The organism is Cupriavidus sp. GW822-FHT02D05, assembly GCF_058802485.1.
Genome location: NZ_JBXAOE010000037.1, coordinates 18,227 through 36,472, shown reverse-complemented (window position 1 = coordinate 36,472; position 18,246 = coordinate 18,227). Strand labels below are relative to the sequence as shown.

17 protein-coding genes are annotated in these 18,246 nt (G+C 65.4%); 5 read left to right on the top strand and 12 right to left on the bottom strand.

Features of this window, described 5'->3' with window-relative positions:
• Positions 1–87: 87 nt before the first annotated feature.
• From AC1RQK_RS34605 to AC1RQK_RS34575, 7 genes are all read right to left on the bottom strand, one after another.
• Positions 88–483 (bottom strand): type II toxin-antitoxin system VapC family toxin, encoded by a 396-nt coding sequence (locus AC1RQK_RS34605; protein ID WP_492813893.1) that lies wholly within the window; start codon positions 481–483, stop codon positions 88–90.
• Positions 480–713: a type II toxin-antitoxin system Phd/YefM family antitoxin gene (locus tag AC1RQK_RS34600; RefSeq protein ID WP_150992282.1), complete on the bottom strand. Its 234-nt coding sequence runs from the start codon at positions 711–713 to the stop codon at positions 480–482. Before AC1RQK_RS34600 ends, AC1RQK_RS34605 begins: the two co-directional genes overlap by 4 nt.
• A gap of 149 nt (positions 714–862) precedes the next feature.
• Positions 863–1,885 (bottom strand): 4-hydroxy-2-oxovalerate aldolase, encoded by a 1,023-nt coding sequence (dmpG, locus tag AC1RQK_RS34595; RefSeq protein ID WP_416052985.1) that lies wholly within the window; start codon positions 1,883–1,885, stop codon positions 863–865.
• 10 nt (positions 1,886–1,895) lie between these two features.
• The gene (locus AC1RQK_RS34590; RefSeq protein ID WP_492813890.1) at positions 1,896–2,807 is read right to left on the bottom strand and encodes an acetaldehyde dehydrogenase (acetylating); all 912 of its coding nucleotides are present in this window, start codon (positions 2,805–2,807) and stop codon (positions 1,896–1,898) included.
• Between the two features lie 35 nt (positions 2,808–2,842).
• On the bottom strand, positions 2,843–3,625 hold the full coding sequence (dmpE, locus tag AC1RQK_RS34585) for a 2-oxopent-4-enoate hydratase (protein WP_492374323.1): 783 nt from the start codon (positions 3,623–3,625) through the stop codon (positions 2,843–2,845).
• Between the two features lie 82 nt (positions 3,626–3,707).
• Positions 3,708–5,078, bottom strand: coding sequence for a DUF1329 domain-containing protein (locus AC1RQK_RS34580; protein ID WP_492374350.1), 1,371 nt, complete (start codon positions 5,076–5,078; stop codon positions 3,708–3,710).
• Positions 5,079–5,133: 55 nt separating this feature from the next.
• Positions 5,134–6,696 (bottom strand): DUF1302 domain-containing protein, encoded by a 1,563-nt coding sequence (locus AC1RQK_RS34575; protein ID WP_492813888.1) that lies wholly within the window; start codon positions 6,694–6,696, stop codon positions 5,134–5,136.
• 264 nt (positions 6,697–6,960) lie between these two features.
• Between AC1RQK_RS34575 and AC1RQK_RS34570 the strand changes: the two genes are divergently transcribed.
• Positions 6,961–7,827 (top strand): SDR family NAD(P)-dependent oxidoreductase, encoded by an 867-nt coding sequence (locus tag AC1RQK_RS34570; protein ID WP_492813886.1) that lies wholly within the window; start codon positions 6,961–6,963, stop codon positions 7,825–7,827.
• Between the two features lie 16 nt (positions 7,828–7,843).
• On the opposite strand, the gene AC1RQK_RS34565 is transcribed toward AC1RQK_RS34570, so the two are convergent.
• The gene (locus AC1RQK_RS34565; RefSeq protein ID WP_492813884.1) at positions 7,844–8,620 is read right to left on the bottom strand and encodes an SDR family oxidoreductase; all 777 of its coding nucleotides are present in this window, start codon (positions 8,618–8,620) and stop codon (positions 7,844–7,846) included.
• 150 nt (positions 8,621–8,770) lie between these two features.
• Here AC1RQK_RS34565 and AC1RQK_RS34560 point away from each other — a divergent pair, with 150 nt between their 5' ends.
• The 4 genes from AC1RQK_RS34560 (at position 8,771) to AC1RQK_RS34545 (ending at position 11,136) form a co-directional block, all read left to right on the top strand.
• Positions 8,771–9,619, top strand: a complete 849-nt coding sequence (locus AC1RQK_RS34560) for an alpha/beta fold hydrolase (RefSeq protein ID WP_492813882.1) — start codon at positions 8,771–8,773, stop codon at positions 9,617–9,619.
• Between the two features lie 103 nt (positions 9,620–9,722).
• Positions 9,723–10,124 carry a nuclear transport factor 2 family protein gene (locus AC1RQK_RS34555; RefSeq protein WP_492813880.1) on the top strand — a complete coding sequence of 134 codons (402 nt, stop codon included), beginning with the start codon at positions 9,723–9,725 and terminating at the stop codon, positions 10,122–10,124.
• A gap of 18 nt (positions 10,125–10,142) precedes the next feature.
• Entirely contained in the window at positions 10,143–10,706 is a 564-nt protein-coding gene (locus tag AC1RQK_RS34550) for a TetR/AcrR family transcriptional regulator (protein ID WP_492374329.1), read from the top strand.
• Positions 10,707–10,890: 184 nt separating this feature from the next.
• Complete coding sequence (locus tag AC1RQK_RS34545; RefSeq protein WP_492374330.1) at positions 10,891–11,136, top strand: hypothetical protein; 246 nt, start codon at positions 10,891–10,893, stop codon at positions 11,134–11,136.
• Positions 11,137–11,156: 20 nt separating this feature from the next.
• Here AC1RQK_RS34545 and AC1RQK_RS34540 read toward each other — a convergent pair whose 3' ends face one another.
• From AC1RQK_RS34540 to nirB, 4 genes are all read right to left on the bottom strand, one after another.
• Positions 11,157–13,949 carry a molybdopterin-dependent oxidoreductase gene (locus AC1RQK_RS34540; RefSeq protein WP_492813878.1) on the bottom strand — a complete coding sequence of 931 codons (2,793 nt, stop codon included), beginning with the start codon at positions 13,947–13,949 and terminating at the stop codon, positions 11,157–11,159.
• 73 nt (positions 13,950–14,022) lie between these two features.
• A complete protein-coding gene (locus AC1RQK_RS34535; protein ID WP_492813876.1) occupies positions 14,023–15,252 on the bottom strand; it encodes an NAD(P)/FAD-dependent oxidoreductase in 1,230 nt (409 codons plus the stop codon).
• Positions 15,249–15,620, bottom strand: coding sequence for a nitrite reductase small subunit NirD (gene nirD, locus AC1RQK_RS34530; RefSeq protein WP_492374333.1), 372 nt, complete (start codon positions 15,618–15,620; stop codon positions 15,249–15,251). The genes AC1RQK_RS34535 and nirD overlap by 4 nt, the downstream gene beginning before the upstream one ends.
• A 45-nt stretch (positions 15,621–15,665) precedes the next feature.
• Positions 15,666–18,215, bottom strand: coding sequence for a nitrite reductase large subunit NirB (gene nirB, locus AC1RQK_RS34525; RefSeq protein ID WP_492374334.1), 2,550 nt, complete (start codon positions 18,213–18,215; stop codon positions 15,666–15,668).
• Between the last annotated feature and the right edge of the window lie 31 nt (positions 18,216–18,246).

Sequence of the window (18,246 nt, the reverse complement as noted above, 5' to 3'; positions counted from 1 at the left end):
ACGGTTGCGGCGGGCTGGCCAGTCGCAGCCTGCTGCATTTGGCCAGCGCTGTTCTACGTCACAGCGTCCGGCCGGTTACGGGAGCCGTTACCAGATTGTCTTGACGTGCGGGTAGGCGCGGATCTTCTCGTCCTTCGTCACCAGCGGCACGGAGAACTTGCGCGCGGTGGCCACGATCATGCGGTCGGCGGGATCCTTGTGGAATACGCCCGGAAGTTCTACCGATTTGATGGCGATCTCGGTATCCACAGGTACTACGCGTACGGCTTCAATTTGCCCCACGGTGGCGAACCAGCTGGCCGCATCCATTGATAGAACAAGGCGCTCGCGTGCCACCAGTGCTGCGATTTCCCATGCGGAAATCGATGAGACGAGTATCTGGCCGCCGTCCAGTTCCTTCTCGATGCTCGCCTTCGCCTTCCTGCTCAGCAGCGGATCGCGACTCACCCACCAGACTAGCGTGTGCGTGTCCAGGACGATCACTGCGCCGCTTCCCAATCATCGGCGTCCACCGGCTCGGTCGGTGCGTTGTAGCGCACCACGGAATCGCGCAGGATTGCCAACGGGCTACGCGAAGTACTCCGATATGGCCGGACCTCGAGAACCGGCTTGCCGTGGTTGGTCACCACCAGCGGTTCGCCCGAGTCCTCAACCTGGCGGAAGTACTCCAGCGCATGTGCCTTGAAGTCCGATTTCGAGACTTGCTTCTCCATCTCTGCTCCTGGTCATATGTCTATAGTCATATATTCTAAGCCAAGATGACCGGCAGACTTGAGCCTTCTTTTGACGGCGGGTGATGAAACAGGCATCTGCCCTGGCCACGGTAGGTGGCGAGGGCAAGTGCGGGTGCCGCCGCGTCCCGTCAAGCCAGCAACCCACGCTCCCGCGCCAGCGTCATGGCGGTGTCCTCGATCATGTCTTCCTGCCCGCCCACCAGGCGCTGGCGCCCCAGTTCGACCAGGATTTCGCGCGCGGGAATGCCGTACTTGGCCTGGGCGCGCTTGGCGAACAGCAGGAAGGACGAGTACACGCCGGCGTAGCCCAGCGTGAGCGCATCTCGGTCGATGCGGATCGGCTGGTCCATGATGGGCACCACCAGGTCTTCGGCCACGTCGGCGATGCGGAACACGTCCACGCCGGTCTCGATGCCCATGCGCTCGCAGACCGCCACGAAGACTTCCATCGGCGTATTGCCGGCGCCCGCGCCCAGCCCGGCGGCTGCCGCGTCGATGCGGGTGGCGCCACAGGCCACGGCTGCCAGCGAGTTGGCAATTCCCATGGCCAGGTTGTGGTGGCCGTGGAAGCCCAGCTCGGTTTCCGGCTTGAGCGCCTGGCGCACGGCAGTCAGCTTGGCGGTGACGTCGTGCGGCAGCATATGCCCCGCCGAATCGGTGATGTAGAGGCAGTTCGCGCCATAGGACTCCATCAGCAGCGCCTGTTCCACCAGCGTCGCTGCCGGCGCCATGTGCGCCATCATCAGGAAGCCCACGGTGTCCATGCCAAGCTTGCGCGCCATGCCGATATGCTGCTCGGAGACATCGGCCTCGGTGCAGTGGGTGGCTACGCGGATGGTGTGCACGCCCAGTTCATGCGCCATGCGCAGGTGGTCGATGGTGCCGATGCCGGGCAGCAGCAGGGCGGAGACCTTGGCTTGCTTCAGTTCGCCCAGCACGGCTTGCAGGTATTCCTCGTCGCTATGCGCGGGAAAGCCGTAGTTGACCGAGGCACCGCCCAGGCCGTCGCCATGGGTCACCTCGATCAGCGGCACGCCCGCGTCGTCCAGCCCGCGGGCGATCGTTTTCATCTGATCGAGCGAGATCTGGTGGCGCTTCGGGTGCATGCCGTCGCGCAGGGTCATGTCATGCACGGTAATGCGTTGGTTCATATCGGGCTCCTTATGCGGTAGTGGCCATGGCGGGCAGCGCGCCGTGCAGCATGGCGGCGCCGATGCGCTCGGCGGTGCGCGCGGCGGCGGCGGTCATGATGTCGAGATTGCCGGCGTACTTGGGCAGGTAGTCGCCCAGGCCCTCGACTTCCATGAAGATGGAGACGCGCTTGCCGTCGAAGACAGGGCCGTTCTTGAGCGTGTAGCCGGGCACGTATTGCCGCACCTCGGCAATCATGTCGTGGACCGACGCCGTGATGGCCTCCACGTCCGGCTCGTCCTCGGTCAGGCAGTGGATGGTGTCGCGCATGATGAGCGGAGGCTCGGCCGGGTTGATGACGATGATGGCCTTGCCCTGCCGCGCGCCGCCCACCTGTTCGATGGCGCCTGCGGTGGTGCGGGTGAACTCGTCGATGTTCCGGCGCGTGCCGGGCCCGACCGAGCGTGAGGAAACGGTGGCAACGATCTCGCCATAGGCCACCGCCTGCACGCGCGACACCGCATACACCATGGGAATGGTCGCCTGGCCGCCGCAGGTGACCATATTGACGTTCATCGCATTGCTGCCAAGATGTTCGTCGAGGTTGACCGGCGGCACGCAGAATGGGCCGATGGCCGCCGGGGTCAGGTCGATCACGCGCACGCCGCGCGCGGTGAGCTGGTCAGAGTGCTCGCGGTGCACGTAGGCCGAGGTCGCATCGAAAGCGATGCGGATGTCGTCGGCGGCCAGGTGCGGCAGCAGGCCATCGAGGCCCTGGTCGGTCGTCTTCAGGCCCAGTTCGCGGGCCCGGGCGAGGCCATCCGAATTCGGGTCGACGCCAACCATCCAGACGGGTTCCAGGATGGTGCTGCGGCGCAGCTTGTAAAGCAGATCAGTGCCAATATTGCCGGGGCCGATCAGGGCGCACTTGATTTTTGCCATGGGGCTCTTTGCTTGGATTGAGGGTGTGAGGGAGTTCAGGCGAATTCGGTGCTGCACGTGCCGATCCCGTCGATGCGCAGTCGCAGACGGTCGCCGGCAGCGACCGGAATCAGCGCCGCAAGGGAGCCGGAAAGAATGGTCTCGCCGGCAAGCAGTGGAATGCCGAGTTCGCCGAGCGTGTTGGCCAGCCAGGCCACCGCTTCGGCGGGATGGCCGAGGGCGGCGCTGCCCTGGCCTGTAGCGACAACAACGCCGTTCTTTTCAAGCGCCATGGTGCAGGCGGCAAGGTCGAGGCCGGCCGGGCTCACGCGCTCCTCGCCAAGCACGTAGACGCCACAAGAGGCGTTGTCCGCCACGGTGTCCTGAATACGGATGCGCCAGTCGGTGATGCGTGAATCTACGATCTCGAAGCAGGCTGAGACCGCCTCGGTGGCGGCCAGCACATCTGCGCGGGTCACACCGGGGCCGCGCAGGTCTCGTTTGAGGAAGAAGGCAATCTCGCCTTCGGCGCGTGGCTGGATCAGCGTGCTTGCGGGAATGGCCTTGCCGTCTGGATATTCCATGCTGGCCAGCAGCATGCCGAAGTCGGGCTGGTGCACGTCCAGCATCTGCTGCACGGGCAAACTGGTAACGCCGATTTTCTTGCCGCTGACGCGGTCGCCTTGTGCCAGCCGCTGCGCAACGAAATGCTGCTGGATGTGATAGGCATCGCGCACCGTGAGCGGGTGGCCACGTCCGCTCAAGGGGACGACTGGCACGCGGGCTGTCAGGGCTCGATGAAGTTCATCGCCGAATTCGGCGATCAGTTCGGGATCCATGGTCAGGCTCGATGTTAAGGGGGCAATGCGATGAAATTCGCCCCCTGGCCATGGCGGGAAGGGGGCGAATGAAGGCGTGCGGTCAGTGTCCAGCACCTCGCGCCGCGTCGGGCGAAAAGTAGGTCTCGTTGAACTCGGGGCTGTTGTTGAGCACCGGCATAGGCCCCTCGTTGGTCAGGCGATCGGCGAGATACGCACCCGAGATCAAGTCATGATATGTGGTTGTGGTCGGGTAGAGGTTTCGTGCGTCATAGGCATAGACGGTTGCCGCCAGGTTGGTTCGCCACAACTGGCCGCGCGCATCATAATTGTCTGCAGCGAGGGCGGTCCAGCTGTCCTCGTCCAGGTAAAGCACCCGCTTGGCGTACTGATGCCGGAAGCCCTCCTTGAGGGTGGCTTCCAGGACCCATACGCGATGCATTTCATAGCGCATATAGTCCGGGTTGAGGTGGCCTTTGCCTAAGATGTCCTGGTACTTGGCCGGGCTCATCAGCTTGTAGTTGTTGTACGGCACGTAGATTTCCTTCTTGCCGACAATCTTCCAGTTGTAGCGTTCACCCGAGCCGTTAAACAGGCGGTCGTCGTCGAGCGTGCGGATTCCGCCTGCGCCGGAGGGCTGATCGAAGCCAAATTCCGGGGCCTGCCGTACGCGCCGCGTACCGGGGTTGTATTGCCACGCGCGGCGGGTATCGGAGCCTTCCTTGTCATAGAATTCGTGTCCGACAGACAGCATGCCTCGGTCGCGCAGGGGCAGGTCGGTCGCCGTACGGAAAAAGCCCCTGGTGTCGCTCTTGAGGTCGAAGTTGGCGCCATTTCGCGGCGAAAGGATCGAATAACGGACACGGCCCCAGGCGATGTTGCCGTCGCCGTATACGGCTGCCTGGTCGTAGGTGGCGGATTCGGTATTCATCGACGGGGAGTAGCGCAGGTTCCACATCAGTTCGAGGCCGCTCTTCGGGATCGGGAAGGGGACGATAGGGGGTGCATCCTTCAGTCCGTTACCGTCGGCCGTCATGCGGGTGCCGGGCGCGTAGGTGCGGATGTTCTTGTAGATCGTATCGTCGTAGCGGAAGTCGCGATGGGTCGGATATACCGGCATCCTGAAGGTATCCGGATACTTCTTGAACAGAGCCTTTTCGCCGTCGCTCAAGTGATCGGCGTACTTTGCCATGTTCTGCGCGGTGATCACCACGACCGGCTTTTCGCTGGCGTAAGGATCAGGGTAGCGCTCTCCCCGCTTCCACTGCACTCCGGGCGGTGCGCCCAGCCATTTCCCGCCCCAGGCGGGGATCTGCCCGTCCTTGCTGGCGGCGCGCTCGGCGCCCATCGGGGTCAGGTTTCCATCGAGTTGCTTGAGTTCGTCCGGCGTTACCGCGGCGTACGAGGCTGCCGCCAGCAGCACGCTGCTGGCCAGCAGCGTGCTACGGATCAAAAGATTTCTATGCTGTCGCATCACGGTCTCACTCCTTTAGAGAAATCTGGCGCTTGCGCGTGGTATCGCTGCCAGGTCAAAACGAATATTTCGCATTGAATGCCGCATAGCTGCGGTCGGCCAACGGTCGATTAACAATGTTCGCCGTGCCCAGGAACATCGCGTATGTCAGATTCAGTTCGAGGTTGTTCAAATACTTGAAGGTCACGCCGACGCTCGCGCGGCGGTCACCATACCCGGTCAGCGAACCGAAGGCGCCGGCCACGGCCGCCTTTCCGCTGAATTCATGCGCATACGTAAGCGGCACCGTCATGTCCCAGCCGTTAAAGATATTGAGATAGGCGAGCGACCAGCCAAGCTGCAGGGCCGCCGAGTTCCTGGTGTTGGTGAGCGTGCTGAAGCCATTGACCGGCGTGACGCTAAGCGCATGCAGGTAGGCGATTTCGCCCACCAGGCTCTGGGAGCTGGCGAGGAATGTCGGTCCGATGGAGTAAATGGCCGACATCTGGCCCTGGACTGCCTGGCCGCGCGTTGCGGTGGCAGCGCCGTTGACATTCACCAGGATTGGCACGCCGTCTTTGTAGCTGACTTCACCCGCCACGTTGGCGCCGAGAAATTGCGTCGAGAAGCTTGCGCCAGTCAGATTGATGCCGCTGAAAAACTTCTGCTGATACTGCAGCGTCGGGAACAGGGTTGTCACGACATTCGGATTCTTGTCGTGGTAGCGCAATTGGTACAAACCAAACTCGGCGTCGAACGCGCGAAAGCGAGTACCTATGCCCCATTGGCCGGAGTCTGGAGGGTTGATATCCGAACCGCGCGGGATCTGTCTGCCACCCGGGCCGATGATGAATTGGGCACCCGGTCCAACCACGTCAGTGGTGCTGAAGTACGCGCCAGCGGGGTTGAGTTGGTTGGACTTGTAGGTGAACTGGTAATAACCAAGCAGGCTGAAGTTCGGATTCACCTCCCACTGTAATGAAGCTTGCGGCACCGGCAGCAGGATATCCTTGACCTCTGCCCCCGGTACAAACGACTTGGTGGCGTCTGCTGGCCCCTGCGCGCCAGCGATGTTGGGGAAGAACAGGCTCTCGCCCCATGCCACGACTTGGTTGCCCAGCTTGACGTTCAAACGAGTGGTGTCGATGTTGAAGGCGCCATAGGCGTAGGCATCCAGCAACTGAGCCCGCTGGCCGTTGTAGTAGCGCGCGGAATCCGTAAACTCGTTGAAAGGGCCGGAGTGGTTGACGGTGGCGGGTGCATTGTTGGAATTGGAGGTGCGATATGCCTGGTCGTAGAACACACTGCCGCGAAAGAACGCACCAAAATCGCCGCGCTGGAGATTGGCCTCGCCAAGCACGGTGGCGCGGTTAGCGATCATGTCGCCGCGCTTGAAGTTGCGGTCGCCATCGTCGCCGTTGATGTTGGACGGCGACAGCAGCGCGCCGCTCTGCCCGCCAGTGCGGACCGCTGCGCCGTAGGTGGCGGTAAAAGAGTAATTCAGCGACGTATCGTTGCCGAGATCGATGGTGTTGCCGGCCCAGGCCGACGGCGTGATCGCCGCGGCGATGGCCGAAACGATGGCGGCTGGCCGTAGCCTGCGTGTGCGATGCGGTGAACTGGTTCTTGAAGTCTGCACTTGTCTCCTCCTATGGTTTTGGTGATGCGCGGTGATGCATTGACTGGCATGTCCCATGGCTTCTTCTTTGATGGGAAGCGTAATGAGCGAGGGAGGGCGCGGAATCGTCAGAACGGACTAGACGGTTTCCCCTAGGACCGCGCGTTCCTGCGCGTGCACGCCGCTAGTCCGAACGGAGGATGAGGCGCGGCGGCACGCGCGATAGCGTCGGGCATCGCCCCGCGCGGTGAGATCGCGGCGCGGGAATCACTGAGGAGGAATGCGATGCACAGTGCAAAGGAATCCATCGTTGCGGTAGTCACGGGCGGCTCGCGTGGCGCGGGAAAGGGCATCGCGCTGGCGCTGGCGCAAGCCGGCGCGACGGTGTATGTCACCGGGCGCACCGAGCGCAACGGCGAGGCGCCGTTGCCCGGCACCATCCACGAGACCGCGCGCGGGATCGATGCGCGCGGCGGCAAGGGCATCGCGGTGGCCTGCGACCATCGCGACGATGCTCAGGTGCGCAGGCTGTTCGAGCAGGTGGGCGACGAATCAGGGCGGCTGGACATCCTGGTGAACAACGCTACCTTCCTGCACGACGAACTGATCGAGCCGGGCGGCTTCTGGGAAAAGCCGCTGGCCCTGGTGGACATCCTCGACGTGGGCCTGCGCTCGGCCTATGTGGCGAGCTGGCATGCAGCGCCCTTGATGGTCGCTGGCGGGCGCGGATTGATGGCGTTCACGTCGTCCTTCGGCGCGAGCTGCTATATGCACGGCCCGGCCTATGGCGCGCAGAAGACCGGTGTGGACAAGTTCGCCAAGGACATGGCGGTCGACCTGCGCCCGTACGGCGTGGCCGCGGTATCAGTCTGGATGGGCCCGCTGCGTACCGAGCGCACCATGCGGGTCTGGGAGCGCGAGCCCGGCAAATATGCCACTTTTGCGCCGAGCGCGGAGAGCCCCGAGTTCACCGGCAAAGTCATACTCGCCTTGCATGGCGACGCCGCCGTCATGGAGAGATCCGGCCAGGTGCTGATCAGCGCCGAGGTCGCGCAGGAGTACGGCATATGCGATATCGACGGCAAGCAGCCCGTTTCCTATCGCTCGGTGCTGGGTGGGCCGGTGCAGGCGCATCCGGCCAAGGTCGAGTAGGCGCGCGCCGGGCGGCTCAGCCTGCCTGGTGGACTGCCGCGTCGAGGAAGGCCGGGCGCTCGCCGCCACCGTCGATGACCAGGTTGGCGCCCGAGACGTACGCTGCATGCGGCGAGGCCAGGAACAGGCAGGCGTCGGCGATGTCGCGCGGGGCGGCAAGGCGGCCAAGCGGCACGGTATCGGCCACCCGCTGGAGCGTGGCCGCATCGCCGTAGTGTTGCTGCTGCGCGGTTTCGGTCAGCACCAGGCCCGGACTCACGGCCGTGACCCGCACGCGCGGGGCCCATTCCACCGCTAGCGAGCGGACTGCGTTCAGGATGCCCGCCTTGGCCGCGCCGTAGGCGGCGGTGCCGGGGGAGGGCCGCAGCGCGCTGACGCTGCCGATGAAGATCTGCGTGCCACCGCTGGCCTGGGTTTGCATGCGTGCGTTGGCGCGCTGCGCCAGTTGCAGCGGCGCCACCAGGTTCAGGCGGATGATCGATTCCAGCAGGCGCACAGAGGCGTCGGCAGCGAGCGCGAAGGGAGCGCCGCCGGCATTGTGGATCACGATATCGAGCGAGCCGGTGCTGTCCACGATCCGGCTCAGCAGGGCCTCCACCTGCTCGGCGTCGCGGATGTCGGCTGTGATGAACTCCGCCTGACGGGACTGCCCCTCGGCAGTCTCGGGTGGAGTGCGCCCGCAGATGAACACGCGGGCACCTGCTGCCAGGAAACCCTCGGCGATGCCACGGCCAATGCCGCGCGCGCCACCTGTCACCAACACCGTCTTCCCGCTGAAGTCGATTCCCGTCATCTCTGTTTTCCCTTGATCTCGTTGCCTTGCTGGTCAGTGCGATCTTAGGGAAATCCACGGTCCGCTTCGTAGTCTGAAAGGACGATGCCTGCCCCGTTGCGCATGCGCATGATGGGCCGGGTTCGTCATGACAACAGGGGAGACACCGATATGTCCAGTACGTCGCCTGCCGCAATTCCAGCCGGCCAAACCATCACTACGCCAGACGGCCTGCGCCTGCACTACCTCGATGCCGGCGCCGGCGAGCCCGTGGTGTTCATCCACGGCAGTGGCCCAGGCGCCAGCGGTCACAGCAACTTCAAGCACAACGCACCGGCTTTTGCCGCGGCGGGTTTTCGTACCGTGGTGGTCGACCTGCCGGGATACGGCCAGTCATCGAAGCCGGCGGATGTGGAGTACACGCTGGACTTCTTCGTCGCCGCGCTGCGCGCGCAGTTGCTGGCACTGGAGCTGCCGCGCTGCGTGCTGGTGGGCAACTCGCTGGGCGGCGCCATTGCGCTGAAATACGCGCTGGACTACCCGGAGCATGTCAGCCGCCTGGTGATGATGGCGCCCGGCGGCGTCGAGGACCGCGAGACCTATTTCCGCATGGAAGGCATCGAAAAGATGGTGTCGCTGTTTACCGGCGGGCAAATGAACCATGACACCATGCGCGAGCTGCTGAAGTTGCTGGTGCATGACGCCACGCTGGTCACCGATGCGCTGGTGGACGAGCGCATGGCCGTGTGCAAGGAGCAGCCGCGCGAGGTGCTGGCCACCATGAAGGTGCCCAACCTGACCGAACGCCTGGGCGAGATCGCGTGCCCGGTGCTCGGTTTCTGGGGCACGGAAGACCGCTTCAACCCGGCCGGCGGTGCCCTCAAGTTCCTGCAGGGTTGCCGCGATGCACGCTTCGTGCTGATCAATCGCTGTGGCCACTGGGTGATGGTCGAGCACAGCGACTACTTCAACCGGGAATGCCTGGGCTTCCTCGCGGATACGGCCGAGGCCGCCGTTTAGCCTGGCTGTCCGGCCGGCGTAGCGGCAGCGCAAGGTAAAAAGACGCAGGAGACAACATGGAAGATCCGTTCAACCTGTTCTGCCTGTTCCAGCGAGGAATGGAATGACCATCGACATGACCATGGCCGCGAACAAGAGCGCCGACATGAAGGCCACTTTGCTCGATTACGTGGCCGCTTTCAATGCCGCGGACGCCGAGCGCGTGGCGGCGCTGTTTGCCGACGACGCGACCATCGAGGACCCCGTTGGCGGCCCGGTGATAACCGGACGGGAGAGCATCCTCGCCTTCTATCGTCACGCGACGTCGCTCGGCGCGCGCCTGGAAGTGGTGGCGGCGCCCCGGGGTTCGCACGGCAACGCCGCAGCCTTGTGTTTCGCCGTGTATGCGCGGATGCAGGGCCAGCCGGTTCGCATCGACGTGACCGATGTGATGACCTTCGGTGCCGACGGGCGCATTACCGGCATGCGCGCCTTCTGGGGGCCGGATGACGTGCATCCGCAGTAAGGCACGTGCCACGCGGCCATGGTGAGACGTCGCGCGTGTGATGCGGCGGTCACGCGAGAGCGCATCCTGGCCAGCGCTGAGTTGCTGTTCGAGCGCCAGGGCGTGCAATGCGTCACGCTGGAGCAGGTAGCCGGTGCCATCGCCATGACACGCGGCGCGGTCTACGGACACTTCCGTAGCCGCGCCGAGCTGCTGGCCGCCGTCATGGCGCGGGCGGAGGCGCATCTGGCCGCATGGCTTGCCGCCTTCGCCGGCAACGGCGGGGGGCTGGCCCGCCCGGATCTGGAGCGCGTGCTTGCGACGATGCTGCAGGACGAGGCGGTGCCGCGCTATGCAGGCATCGTCCTCGGCTTGCTGCACCACGCTTGCACGCCTGCGTGCGAGCTATGCCACCTGAGCGTCCGCATCCGTGCTCGTGCCAAGGTGCTGTGCGACGAGCTTGGCAGGTTGCTGGGCGAGCAAGACAAGGCCGTGCTGCTGGCGGCGCATCTCTGGGGCCTGCTTTGCGCCCGTTCGCTGCGACTGGCGCCGGTAGATCTGGCGGGGTGCGTTGGGCCGCTGCTGCGACTCTATGGGGACTAGCTGGCGCCTGCCTTGGCGCTTTGCCGGCTTGCCGGCGCGTGCACGGGCATACGGGATCGCCCCTAGTCTGCTTGGACGAGGACGTTTTTCGCTCCATTGCCTACCTTTGAAGCATGAGACCGTGCCGACGCAGCGATGCACGAGCATGGCAGTGGGAAAAAATACAAGCCGGGAGGAGACCGTCGTGAAATCTGGAAATCGCATCGCATGTTTGTTGGGCGCCGGCGCAGTGCTGGCGGTAGGTTTCGCCGCTGGCCTGATCACGGCGTCGCCACCAGCCTGGGAGGACAGCGCGAACGAACGCGCATCGGCCGCCACGACGGATATCCGGGTAGCGGTGGATGCCGCGCCGACTGACTGCGATGATGCCTGCTGGCAGCGCCGGGGCGCCGAGGCCGTGATGCTGCTGAGTAATCGCCCACCGCAGTAGCCACCCGGTCCTGCCAGGGATCAAGCCACTTCCGCCACCCGTATCTCCGCCAGCAGCTTCTTCAACTCCGGCACGCAGGACCCGCAGTTGCCGCCCGCCTTCACGCAGGCGGTGACTTCGGCCGGTGTCTTCAGATCATGCTTGCGAACCGCATCGCAGATGGTGTTGCGCCCCACGCCAAAGCAGGAGCACACGGTGGGGCCGGCGTCCGCTCCCTTTTCCATCGGCTGGCCCAGCAGCAGGCCGATGCGATCGGCGTCTTCCAGGCGGTCCTTGGCGAACAGCGTGGACAGCCACGCGCGCGAGGGTAGCTCGGGGCGCGTGCACACGTAGATGCAGGCCTGGAGGCGGTCATTGATCACATGGCCGGCGTGATAGATGCCGGCGGTGCGGTCTTCATACTCGATCCAGTCCGCATTGGGGTCGTCGATGCCGAGCAACTGGCGGGCCCACGCGGCGCGGTCGGCGATATTCTCGCGGCCGGCGAACTCGTAGCGCTGGAACTGGCGGCCCTGGACGCGCGTCCAGTAGGTCAGCTCGTCCGCCTTGAGGTCCTCGCGGCTCAACACGAAGCCATGCCACGACACGCGGAACTCTTCCACGCGCACCGGCGTGTGCTTGAACTCGGGCTCGCCGGAGACCGGGTCCACCACCGGGTTGACCAGCGCGCCCACGCGCGCGTCGGAGCTGAACTGGCTGTTCCAGTGGATCGGCACGAATACGCTGCCGCGCGGGATGCCGCCGCTGTGCTGCACCCGCGCCACCATGGCGCCCCAGCGCGTGGTCACGCGGGCCAGCTTGCCTTCGCTGACGCCGGATAGCAGGGCGTCCTGCGGATGCATATCGACGAAGGGCTCGGCGATGTGGTCGGCCAGCTTGGGCGATTTGCCGGTGCGGGTCATGGTGTGCCATTGGTCGCGCACGCGGCCGGTGTTGAGCACAAGAGGGAATTCGTCGTCGGTGGCGTGGAACGGCGCGCGCGGCGCGGTGGCGATAAAGCGGGCGCGGCCATCGGGGTGGGCGAAACGGCCATCGGCGAACAGCCGGGCAGTGCCGCCGGACGCGTTGGTGAGGCGCCCCGGGGGCGCGGCCATCACCGGCCATTGCACCGGTGAGAGCGCGTCGAATTGCTTCTGGCTCATGCCAGCCAGCCCGGCGAGGTCGAACATGCGCGGCGCGTGGGCCCGATCGCTGCTGCCCGCGTTCCGGTACGTGCTCAGCCGCGCGTGCTCGTCGAAGATCTCGTGCGGTCCGGCAAAGCGGAATCCATCAAAGCCCATGCGCGTGGCCACGTCGCACAGGATCCGCCAGTCAGCGCGGGCCTCGCCGGGCGCGGGCAGGAAGGCGCGCTGGCGCGAGATGCGGCGCTCGGAACTGGTGACGGTGCCGTCCTTCTCGCCCCAGCCCAGCGCGGGCAGCAGGACGTGCGCGGCGTCGTTGGTGTCGGTGCGCAGCATGATGTCGGAGCTGACCACCAGTTGGCACTTGGCCAGCGCGCGGCGGGCCTGGTCGGCATCCGGCAGGCTGACCACCGGGTTGGTGGCGATCACCCACACGGCCTTGACCCGGCCTTGCTCGATGGCCTCGAACAGCTCCACCGCCTTCAGGCCTGGCTTGTCCGCGATGGCGGGCGAGCCCCAGAACGATTGCACGATTTCCCGGTGCAGCGGATCGGCCAGCTCCATATGGGCCGCCAGCATATTGGCCAGCCCGCCGACCTCGCGCCCGCCCATGGCATTGGGCTGGCCGGTCAGCGAGAAGGGGCCCATGCCGGGCTGGCCCACGCGGCCGGTGGCCAGGTGGCAGTTGATGATGCTGTTGACCTTGTCGGTGCCTGCCGACGACTGGTTCACGCCTTGCGAGAAGCCGGTCACCACCTTGGGCGTGGCGGCGAACAATGCGTAGAAGCCGCGCAGGGCTTCAGGGTCCAGCTTGCAGGCCTTGGCTACCTTGGCGATGTCGGCGCAGTCCGGGCCGGCAGCCGCCAGCGCGGCGTCCAGGCCGCTGGTGTGGGCGTCGACGAATGACTGGTCCACCGCGCCGTGCTGCGCCAGGTAGTGCAGCAGGCCGTTGAACAGCCAGACGTCGGTGCCGGGCTTGACCGGCAGGTGCAGGTCGGCCAGCTCGCAGGTGGCGGTGCGGCGTGGGTCGATCACCACCAGCTTCATTTCCGGCCGGGCTTCCTTGGCTTTCAACAGCCGCTGGAACAGGATCGGATGGCACCACGCGGTGTTGGAGCCGACCAGCACCACCAGGTCGGCCAGTTCCAGGTCTTCGTAGTTGCCCGGCACCAGGTCCTCGCCAAAGGCGCGCTTGTGCCCGGCCACCGCCGACGACATGCACAGCCGCGAGTTGGTGTCGATATTGGCGCTGCCGATAAAGCCCTTCATCAGCTTGTTGGCAACGTAGTAATCCTCGGTCAGCAACTGGCCGGAGACGTAGAGCGCCACGGCATCGGGGCCGTGCTCGGCGATGATGTCCTTGAAGCCCTGGGCGACCTTGTCCAGTGCGTGATCCCAGGACACTGGCTGCAAGGCGCCGTCGGCACCGCGTACTTGCGGGTGCAGCAGGCGGCCTTCCAGGCCGACGGTTTCCGCCAGCGCCGAGCCCTTCACGCACAGGCGGCCCTGGTTGGAGCCGTGGCTGGCGTCGCCGGCCACCTCGACGCTGCCGTCGGCATGGCGGGTGGCGCGCACGCCGCAGCCCACGCCGCAATACGGGCAGGTGGTATCGGTGACGGTGACTGCGGCGTCGGCGGACAGCAGGGTGGGCGAACCGGTGGAGAGGATGACGGGGATATCGGACAGGTTCACGTTAGCGCTCGCTGCTGGCGGTCAATCGGGGACTAGGTCGTTCAAGCGTTCAAGCGTTCAGGCGATCGGGTGGTCAGGCTGCCATGGCCTCGCACTGTGCCTTGCCGAACAGCAATCTCTGGCGCATGGCGCCTACCGGGGCGCCGCTCTGGATCAGGTCGAAGTACCAGGGGCCGTCCTGCACGTCGCCGTACAGCACCGCCCCGACCAGCCGCCCGCCTTGCAGCACCAGCCGCTTGTACATGCCGCGGCGCGGATCGCGCATGACGAGATCCTCGCTGCCTTCGCCGCCAATGAAGTCGCCGGCGGAGTAAAGATCCACGCCAGTCACCTTGAGCTTGGTGGCCGTGGCCTGCTGCACATAGCGGCGATGCCCGGCGCCGGCCAGGTGCGCGGCGGCCACGCGCGCCTGTTCCCAGATCGGCGCGACCAGCCCGAAGGTGGCCTGCCGGTGCTGCACGCATTCGCCCACGGCATACACGCGCGGATCGTAGCTCTGCAAGGTGTCGTCCACCACGATGGCGCGCTCGCAGCGCAGCCCGGCCTGCTGGGCCAGTTCGATATTGGGGCGCACGCCGGCGGTCATTACCACCAGGTCGGCGGGGATCTGGGTACCGTCTTTAAAGCATACGCCGGTCACGCGGTCTTCCCCAAGGATGCCGCTGGTATTGGCATTGAGCAGGAAGCGCAGGCCCTTGCGCTCCAGCGCCTGCTTGAGCAACGCGGCGGCGGGCTTGTCGAGCTGGCGCTCCATCAGGCTGTCGGCCACGTGCACTACGCTGACCTCCATGCCCTGGCGCATCAGGCCGTTGGCGGCTTCCAGGCCGAGCAGGCCGCCGCCGATCACCACCGCGTGGCGATGGTTGCGGGCCGCCGCCAGCATGGATTCCACGTCCTGGATGTCGCGAAAGGCGATGACGCCGTCGAGCTGGTGGCCCGGCACGGGGATGATGAACGGCTTGGAGCCGGTCGCCAGCAGCAGGCGGTCATAGCCCACCTCGCGCCCGGATTGCGAGCGCACCAGCCGGCGGCGGCGGTCGATCGCCACCACCGGATCGCCGGCCAGCAGTTCGATGCCGTTCTGCTCGTACCAATCGCGGGTGTTGAGCATGATGTCCGCGACCGTCTTCTCGCCCGCCAGCACCGGCGAGAGCAGGATGCGGTTGTAGTTGCCGTGCGGCTCGGCGCCGAACACGGTGATGTCATAGAGGTCGGGCGCCAGCTTCAGCAGTTCCTCGACCGTGCGCATGCCGGCCATACCGTTGCCGACCACCACCAGGCGGGGTTTGGGGGGCGTGGTCATGCGGCCACCCAGACTTTGCCGTCATAGACGCGGGCCGGATACGCTGCGATGGAGTGTTCGGGCGCCTCCAGGCATTCGCCGGTCTGCAGATCGAAATGATGCTTGTAGATCGGCGACGCCACCACGATGCGTTCGCCCAGGCTCCCCACCAGGCCGCGCGATAGCACGGCGGCGTTGGAGTTGGGATCGTAGTTGGAGATGGCGAACACCTGGTCGCCATTGCCGCCCTGATCGTCACTGTAGCCGGCGCCGACCCGGAACACGGCGATCTGTGCCTTGTCCACCAGTGCGCACACACCGGTATTGGGCACGATGTCGCGCAGGCTGCAAACGGCGGTCCAGGCTTCGGTATGGTGGGTGGGGCTCATGATGTTCTCCTTGGGCGTTGGCGCGAGATGATGGGGCGGGACGGTTCAGGCTGCCTTGACGATCACGGGGATCTGCTCAAGCCGGGATTTACGCAAGTTCCGTTCCTCCGGCGTGGCCGGGCGGATCTGGCCGCGCTCCTCCATGAAGACCAGGTTGTCGTCGCGCAGGTCGCTGTTGACGAAGTGGCGAAAGCGCTTGCGGGTTTCCGGGTTGGTCACGGCGGCCTTCCATTCGTCTTCGTAAGTGTCCACCACGTGCTGCATCTGCGCCTCCAGTTCGGCGCCAATGCCCAGGCTGTCTTCCAGCACCACGGCCTTGAGGTAGTCCAGCCCGCCTTCCATGTTGTCGCGCCACACGCTGGTGCGTTGCAGGCGGTCCGCGGTGCGCACGTAGAACATCAGGAAGCGGTCCACGTAGCGCAGCAGCGTTTCGCGGTCCAGGTCGCTTGCCAGCAGTTCGGCGTGGCGGGGCTTCATGCCGCCGTTGCCGCACACGTACAGGTTCCAGCCGCGTTCGGTGGCGATGATGCCCACGTCCTTGCCCTGGGCTTCGGCGCATTCGCGGGTGCAGCCGGAAACACCAAACTTGATCTTGTGCGGCGCGCGCAGGCCCTTGTAGCGGTTTTCGATCTCGATGGCCAGGCCGACCGAGTCGTCCACGCCGTAGCGGCACCACGTGGAACCCACGCAGGACTTCACGGTGCGCAGGGACTTGCCATAGGCATGGCCCGATTCGAAGCCGGCCGCGATCAGTTCTTCCCAGATCATCGGCAGCTCTTCCACGCGCGCGCCGAACATGTCGACCCGCGCCCCGCCGGTGATCTTGGTGTACAGGCCATACTTCTTGGCCACCTGGCCGACCGCGATCAGGCCGTCGGGGGTGACTTCGCCGCCCGGCATGCGGGGCACGACCGAGTAGGTGCCGTCCTTCTGGATATTGCCCAGGAAGTAGTCGTTCGAATCCTGCAGGCTGGCGTGCTCTTCCTTGAGCACGAACTCATTCCAGCAGGAGGCGAGGATGCTCGCCACGGTCGGCTTGCACACGTCGCAGCCCAGGCCCTTGCCGTGTGCCGCCAGCAGTGCGTCGAAGGTCTTGAAGCCGCCCACGCGCACCAGGTGGTAAAGCTCCTGGCGGGAGTAGGCAAAGTGCTCGCACAGGTGGTTGTTCACCGCCAGGCCTTGCTTCTTCATCTCGGCCTTCATCACCTGCGTGACCAGCGGCACGCAGCCGCCGCAGGTGCTGCCGGCCTTGGTGCAATTCTTCAGGGCGCCGATGGTGGTGGCGCCATCGCAGACGGCGGCGCAGATATCGCCCTTGGTCACGTTGTTGCAGGAGCAGATCTGCGCGGCATCGGGCAAGGCATCGGCACCCAATCCCGGCTTGGCCTGGCCGTCGGAGGACGGCAGGATCAGGAATTCCGGCGACTCGGGCAGCTCGATCTTGTTGAGCATCATCTGCAGCAGGGTACCGTATTCCTCGGCATCGCCCACCAGCACGCCGCCCAGCAGGTACTTGCCGCATTCGGATACCACCAGCTTCTTGTAGACCTGCTTGCGCTCGTCGGTGAACTGGTAGGAACGGCTGCCGGGTGCGTTGCCGTGCGGGTCGCCCAGGCTGGCCACGTCCACGCCCATCAGCTTGAGCTTGGTGCTCATGTCGGCGCCGGCGAACTCGGCCTGGTGGCCGAGGAGGTGCTTGGCGGCCACGCGGGCCATTTCATAGCCGGGCGCGACCAGGCCGTAGATCTTGCCGTCCCACAGCGCGCATTCGCCGATGGCGTACACGTCGGGGTCGGAGGTCAGGCACTGGTTGTCCACCGTGATGCCGCCACGCTCGCCAATGGCCAGGCCGCTGGCGCGGGCCAGCTCGTCGCGCGGGCGGATGCCGGCGGAGAACACGATCATGTCGGTGTCCAGATGGCTGCCATCGGCAAAGTTCATGCGATGGGTGCCGTCTTCGCCGTCGACGATCTCCACGGTGTTCTTGCGGGTGTGTGCGGTGACGCCGAGTTCTTCGATCTTCCGGCGCAGCATGGCGCCGCCGCCGTCGTCCACTTGTACCGCCATCAGGCGCGGGGCGAATTCCACCACATGGGTTTGCAGGCCCATGTCGCGCAGCGCCTTGGCGCATTCCAGGCCCAGCAGGCCGCCGCCGATCACCACGCCGGTCTTGGCGCGGGTGCCACATTCCTGCATGGCTTCCAGGTCTTCGATGGTGCGGTAGACAAAGCAATCCTTGCGGTCCTTGCCGGGCAGCGGCGGCACGAAGGGGTAGGAGCCGGTGGCCATGATCAGCTTGTCGTAGGACAGCGTCTCGCCGGTGGAAACCGTCACCGTCCTGGCCGCGCGGTCGATGCCGGTGGCGCGCGCGTTCAGGCGCAGCAGCATGTTGTTGCGCTCGAAGAAGCCAGCTTCCACCAGCGAGAGATCCTCGGCGGACTTGCCCGCGAAGAACTCGGACAGGTGCACGCGGTCGTAGGCGGGACGCGCTTCCTCGCACAGCACGGTGACTTCGATATCTTGCGAGCCTGCCTCGGCCAGGCATTCCAGGAATTTGTGGCCGACCATGCCGTGGCCGATGATGATCAGTTTCATGATGGTTTCCTTGTTCTGTGGGGCCGCTGGT